General features: G+C 36.7%; 3 protein-coding genes. All 3 read left to right on the top strand.

What is annotated here, in order from left to right:
* Positions 1-122 precede the first annotated feature (122 nt).
* The 3 genes from lpdA to P9M13_03670 all read left to right on the top strand — a co-directional run bounded on the left by lpdA (position 123) and on the right by P9M13_03670 (position 2,731).
* Positions 123-1,508, top strand: coding sequence for a dihydrolipoyl dehydrogenase (gene lpdA / locus P9M13_03680; GenBank protein ID MDP8262385.1), 1,386 nt, complete (start codon positions 123-125; stop codon positions 1,506-1,508).
* A gap of 10 nt (positions 1,509-1,518) precedes the next feature.
* Complete coding sequence (lipA, locus tag P9M13_03675; protein MDP8262384.1) at positions 1,519-2,409, top strand: lipoyl synthase; 891 nt, start codon at positions 1,519-1,521, stop codon at positions 2,407-2,409.
* Positions 2,410-2,491: 82 nt separating this feature from the next.
* Positions 2,492-2,731 (top strand): biotin/lipoyl-containing protein, encoded by a 240-nt coding sequence (locus P9M13_03670; protein MDP8262383.1) that lies wholly within the window; start codon positions 2,492-2,494, stop codon positions 2,729-2,731.
* Positions 2,732-2,911: the final 180 nt, after the last annotated feature.

Below are 2,911 nucleotides of genomic sequence, written 5' to 3'. Positions count from 1 at the left end.
TTCTGATTGTTGCATTGTACTAATGGAGCTAGATATGCATGTGTCTAGCTCCATTTTTTTATATTTATTTTCTTGCAAAAAATGCGTAAATACATAGACTAAAAAGAGTGAGGTGAAGACATATGTATGACTATGATATAGCTATTATTGGCGGTGGTCCGGCAGGATATGCTGCAGCTATCCATGCAGGAAAAAATGGACTGAAAACAGTGCTCATAGAAAAAGACGCACTAGGTGGAACATGCCTAAATCGGGGATGTATACCCACGAAATACCTCATTAATCACGCATCCACATTGAGAAAAACTAAAGATAACCCATTTATAACCAATAAAGAGAATATTGGTATTAACTATCCTGAAGTAATAAGTTCAAAGAATCTATTAGTATCAAAAATATCTAATAATGTTCAAGGTGTTGTGAAAAGTGCCGGTGTTGATATAAAGAATGGATTAGGTTTAATTATCGGTGATAATGAAGTTTCCGTCACTTATGACAGTAATCAAGAAACGTTGACTACAAAATATATTCTTATTGCAACAGGTTCAAAACCCTCTGAAATACCTGGTGTTGAAACAGATGAAAAAACCATATTTTCGAGCACAGGTATTCTTAATAACGACAAAATACCTGCATCTCTGGCAATTATTGGCGGTGGGGCAATAGGGTGTGAATTTGCCTATATTTACGCTTGTATGGGCGTTAAAGTGACGATTATAGAGATGTGTGACCATATACTCCCATATGAGGACATGGTAACAGCAAAAACACTCGAAACTTCATTAAAAAAACTTGGGGTAAAGATAATAACGAAAATTGCTGTTAAAGACGTTCTGAAGAGCGCAGATAGCGTAAAAATATCATTCGCGCATAATGAAGATATAATTGATGTTGAGAAAGTGCTCTTGTCAACGGGAAGAGTCGGAGTGTGCGATGAAGTGTGCTCTGCCTATAAAGATACAAAATTTATTTCCGTAAACAATATTTATCAGACGGATAAGTCGCATATATACGCAATTGGTGATGTAAACGGTAAATCAATGTATGCACACGGGGCATATGCTCAAGGTATTGCCGTTATTGACCGTATATGTAACATGAATAAAGATGGCGAAAATGAAAGTAACGAAGTTACTATACCGAGATGTGTATATACTCATCCTCAAGTAGCATCCGTAGGAATTAATGAAAAAGAAGCAAAAGAAAAAGGAATAGCGTACGATATTGCACGATGTCCTTTTGCGTTACTTGGAAAAGCACAAGCAATAGAAGCCACGGAAGGTTTCTACAAAATTATTTATGATAAAGAGTCAAAAATAATTCTCGGGGTAACCATTGTCGGAGAAGAAGCAACCGATCTTATTGGTGAAGCATTAGTTCTTGTGTCTAAGAAAATGACAATTGAGGAACTATCGAAGATAATACATCCTCATCCAACACTTACTGAAGGGTATTGGGAAGCCGCTCAAAACGCTTTAGGCTTATCCATACATATGAAAGCGCGTTAATTATTCTATTATGTCTATACATACAGAACGAAAATCATTTCCATCATGGCTTAAAAGAACATTACCACAAAAAGACCATTATTTTTCACTCAATGAATTACTTAAAAAAAGTAACATTAATACCGTATGTGTGAGTGCCCGATGTCCAAATAAGTGGGAATGTTTTTCACGCGGTACCGCAACATTTCTTGTGCTCGGAACCGTTTGTTCTCGAAATTGTCTTTTTTGTAGTGTGACAAAAGGGAACCCTCAAAAGGTAGATATAGAAGAACCTGAGCGCGTGGCACATGCCGTAAAAGAACTAAAACTTAAACATGTGGTGCTTACCATGGTTACACGTGATGATCTTGCTGATGGCGGAGCGGTGCACCTGAGAAATATTATAAGGGCTATACGGAATAAGAACAATGAAGTTACCATTGAGGTGCTTGTTTCAGATTTTTTAGGAAATACAGAATCTATTATGACGGTATTAAATGAGAAACCCGAAGTTTTTGGTCATAACATTGAAATGGTTTCTCGGTTATATCCATCTTTAAGAAAAAACGCCTCATACAGCCGTTCGCTTGAAATATTAAGATATGTCTCCGAAATAAAAGATCGTTCATACTATGTAAAATCCGGGTTAATGGTCGGTCTCGGTGAAAGCGATGAAGAGCTAACAGGCACGCTTCGGAAACTTAGAGAGAGTGGGGTTGAAATTGTTACTATAGGGCAATACTTACAACCGGAAAAAAACTGCCATGAAGTAGTAAAATATGTTGAACCTAAAATGTTTGAATATTATTATCGTGAAGCAAAAAAAATAGGTTTTGCGCATGTGTACTCAGGACCGCTGGTAAGGAGTTCGTATCGTTCAGAAGAATCATTCCTGAAGTATTCCGATCAAGTAAAAAAATAAAATATAAAAAGTTATTGAATTTGTTTTTAATTTGAATATAGTATCAATTATATTATTAACGTGAACGGGAGGAATTAAGATTATGGTTAAAGTTGTATTGCCAGACTATGATGAACAGATTGAAGGAGCAACAATAGCCTATTGGTCATTTGAAGAAGGTGATCCTATTGAAAAAGGTGAAATACTTGCTGAGGTAACGGGTGATGACAGTGAATCATATAAAGTACCTGCCACTGTATCAGGTATTTTGACTGAGATATATTTTGAAGAAGGTGATGACGTTGAAGTAGGTGAATTGCTAGCAGAGATCGAAGAGGAGTAAGTTCCTTACTTTTATTTATGAATACGTAGTGAACAGGCTTGATGTTTAGGATGCACAGAATTAGCTCTCATACGATGTAATCCCCCCTAGATTTTCGCGGATAAATCCTTCAAAATCGTAAAGAAGGGGGGATAATTTCCCCTACGGGGACTCAATCCTTGGAAACGTTTCTCGTTTCCT

Origin of the sequence: Candidatus Ancaeobacter aquaticus, assembly GCA_030765405.1 — a bacterium.
GTDB lineage: Bacteria > Auribacterota > Ancaeobacteria > Ancaeobacterales > Ancaeobacteraceae > Ancaeobacter > Ancaeobacter aquaticus.
The sequence above is the reverse complement of the archived record's forward strand: the minus strand, read 5'-3'. Positions and strand labels throughout refer to the sequence as shown.

What these genes read in the sequence shown, in the direction of transcription:
- P9M13_03670 (MDP8262383.1), top strand. Translation starts at nt 2,492, where the DNA reads ATGGTTAAAGTTGTATTGCCAGACTATGATGAACAGATTGAAGGAGCA.
- lpdA (MDP8262385.1), top strand. Translation starts at nt 123, where the DNA reads ATGTATGACTATGATATAGCTATTATTGGCGGTGGTCCGGCAGGATAT.
- lipA (MDP8262384.1), top strand. Translation starts at nt 1,519, where the DNA reads ATGTCTATACATACAGAACGAAAATCATTTCCATCATGGCTTAAAAGA.